Annotated in this window: 4 protein-coding genes and 2 tRNA genes; all 6 read right to left on the bottom strand. The window is 69.3% G+C overall.

Annotated features, from left to right (window positions below; genetic code table 11):
• Positions 1-146: 146 nt before the first annotated feature.
• Complete coding sequence (locus FOE67_RS22710; protein ID WP_182666708.1) at positions 147-722, bottom strand: TetR/AcrR family transcriptional regulator; 576 nt, start codon at positions 720-722, stop codon at positions 147-149.
• Positions 723-861: 139 nt separating this feature from the next.
• On the bottom strand, positions 862-1,329 hold the full coding sequence (locus FOE67_RS22715; RefSeq protein ID WP_438874287.1) for a MaoC family dehydratase: 468 nt from the start codon (positions 1,327-1,329) through the stop codon (positions 862-864).
• 5 nt (positions 1,330-1,334) lie between these two features.
• Positions 1,335-1,856, bottom strand: a complete 522-nt coding sequence (locus FOE67_RS22720) for a MaoC family dehydratase N-terminal domain-containing protein (protein ID WP_182666709.1) — start codon at positions 1,854-1,856, stop codon at positions 1,335-1,337.
• A gap of 75 nt (positions 1,857-1,931) precedes the next feature.
• Complete coding sequence (rpmG, locus tag FOE67_RS22725) at positions 1,932-2,096, bottom strand: 50S ribosomal protein L33 (RefSeq protein ID WP_103501369.1); 165 nt, start codon at positions 2,094-2,096, stop codon at positions 1,932-1,934.
• 87 nt (positions 2,097-2,183) lie between these two features.
• Positions 2,184-2,256 (bottom strand) — tRNA-Met (locus tag FOE67_RS22730).
• Between the two features lie 43 nt (positions 2,257-2,299).
• Positions 2,300-2,372: transfer RNA gene (locus tag FOE67_RS22735), tRNA-Thr, on the bottom strand.
• Between the last annotated feature and the right edge of the window lie 92 nt (positions 2,373-2,464).

Genomic DNA, 2,464 nt, shown 5'->3' on the forward strand with positions numbered 1-2,464 from the left:
GGCGACCGCCGGGGTGTTCGGTGTGGTGTCGCTCATGGGTTCGTCCTCCGATCGGCGGGACTCCCGCCATCAAGGTAGTGATTGATCAATAACTTTTGAGGGCCGAAAAAACGACCGTCCGCCGACGGCCGTCGGACCCGCGGGGGTCACCCCCCGCACCCTCCCTTCCCCCCTGCGCGGAGGAAGTCCGGGTTCCGCTCCAGGCATCCCGCCCACACCCGGTGATCCGGCGGGAAGCCGAGAGCGAGCCGGACGTTGATCAACATGCCCATCGCCATGAAGTCGTCGGTCCGGGCGTCCTCGGCACCGAGCCGGAAGTGGACCAGGTCCCACAGCTCCGCCCACACCTCGCGGAGCTCGGCGGCGAAGCCCGGATCACCGGAGGCGTCGGCCACGGCCGCCGCCACGTACATCTGCATCTGGAACAACAGACGGTCCCGATCGGCGAGCAGCTCCGGGTAGACCTCCCCCATGGCGTCCGCCGCCTCGTCGGGCGTCATGCCCTCGCTCACCTCGGCGAAGCGTGCCCGGATCTCGTCCGTGCAGCGCCGCGCGGCGGCCAGGAAGATCGCCCGCTTGTCGGGGAAGAGACGGAAGAGGTACGGCTGGGAGACACCCACCCGGCGGGCGATGGCCGCCGTGGAGGTGCCCGCGTACCCGCTGCGGGCGAACTCGACGATCGCGGCCCGCACGACGCTCTCGCGCCGCTCCTCCGCGCTCATCCGCATGGTCGCCTCCCTCTCCCCTCGAAGTTATTGGTCAATCACTAACTTTGTCAACGGCCCGGCCGGACCGGACACGGCGCACCGCACCCGGTCCACCGGGCCGATCGACCCCGGGTCCGGCCGGACCCGGCCGGGCTCAGGGAAGCCGCACCACCGCGCGGGCCATCCCCAACACCTTCCGACCGTCACAGACCGCGGTGAGATCCACCCGGACGGTCCGCTCCTCGTCGTCCTTGGCCGCGACCTTCCCCGACACCTCGACCATGGCCCCCACACCGTCGTCGGGAACCACCACCGGCTTGGTGAAGCGCACCCCGTACTCGACCACCGCGCCCGGGTCGCCGGTCCAGTCCGTGACCACCCGCACCGCCTCCGCCATGGTGAACATGCCGTGCGCGATGACGTCGGGCAGCCCCACGTCCCGGGCGAATCGCTCGTTCCAGTGAATCGGGTTGAAGTCACCGGAAGCCCCCGCGTAACGCACCAGGGTCTCGCGGTTGACCGGGAACCGCTGCGTCGGCAGCGCGGCCCCCACCTCCACGGCGGAATACTCCGGACGGCCCACCGGCACCGTCACGGTGTCCCGCGTCACGGGCGTCGTCACGTCGCTCACACCCTCTCCCCCGCGCCGACCGCCGACGTCCGGCCCCGCGCGTCCTCCGCGTTCCCGTCCCGGGCCGCCGGCGGCTCCGCCGCCCGGGCGACCAACTTGGTCCAGGCCGTCACCACGTGCTCCCCGTCCGCGTCCCGCACCTCGCCCCGGATGTCCAGGACATCGTTGCCGGCCAGGGACTTGATCGATTCGATCGTCGAGGAGACCGTCAGCCGGTCCCCCGCCCGCACCGGCCGCCGGTAGGCGAACCGCTGATCCCCGTGGACGACCCGGGTGTAGTCCAGGCCGAGCGCGGGATCACCGATCACCGCCCCCGCGGCCCGATAGGTGATGGAGAACACGAACGTGGGCGGGGCGATCACATCGGGATATCCCAACGCCCGGGCCGCCTCCGGGTCCCGATAGGCGGCACTGTTGTCGCCTATCGCCTCCGCGAACTCGCGGATCTTCTCCCGGCCGACCTCGTACGGCTCGGTGGGCGGGTAGCTCCGGCCCACGAATGACTGATCCAGCGCCATGGGCGCGAACACCTCCGGGTACACGCGCGAGGCCGCCCCCTGGTAGGGAGCGGCCTCGGCGCACTGTTGCACGTGTCAGCGGGTCTCGCGGTGTGCGGTGTGCGAGTTGCAGCGCGGACAGTGCTTCTTCATCTCCAGGCGGTCCGGATTGTTCCGCCGGTTCTTGCGAGTGATGTAGTTCCGCTCCTTGCACTCCACGCAGGCCAGCGTGATCTTCGGGCGGACGTCTGTGGCAGCCACGTGAGTGCTCCTTGACGAACGGACGATTCCAACACAGAGAGAGTAGCCGATCGGGGACCTGGGTCCGCCATCGGCTACTTCAGCGAGTAGCGGCGACCGGACTTGAACCGGTGACACAACGATTATGAGCCGTTTGCTCTACCGACTGAGCTACGCCGCCGGGATGCGGAACCCACCGAAGCGATGGGTGACCCACACCACAGAGCCCCAAAACGGAATCGAACCGTTGACCTTCTCCTTACCATGGAGACGCTCTGCCGACTGAGCTATTGGGGCGAGCGATGAAGAGATTACACGCTCCCGCCCGTAACGCGAAATCCGTTACCCCTCGTCCGCGCCCCGTCGCCGAGGTCCGCGCGCCCCGGCCG

The organism is Streptomyces calidiresistens (assembly GCF_014141525.1).
Taxonomy (GTDB): domain Bacteria; phylum Actinomycetota; class Actinomycetes; order Streptomycetales; family Streptomycetaceae; genus Streptomyces; species Streptomyces calidiresistens.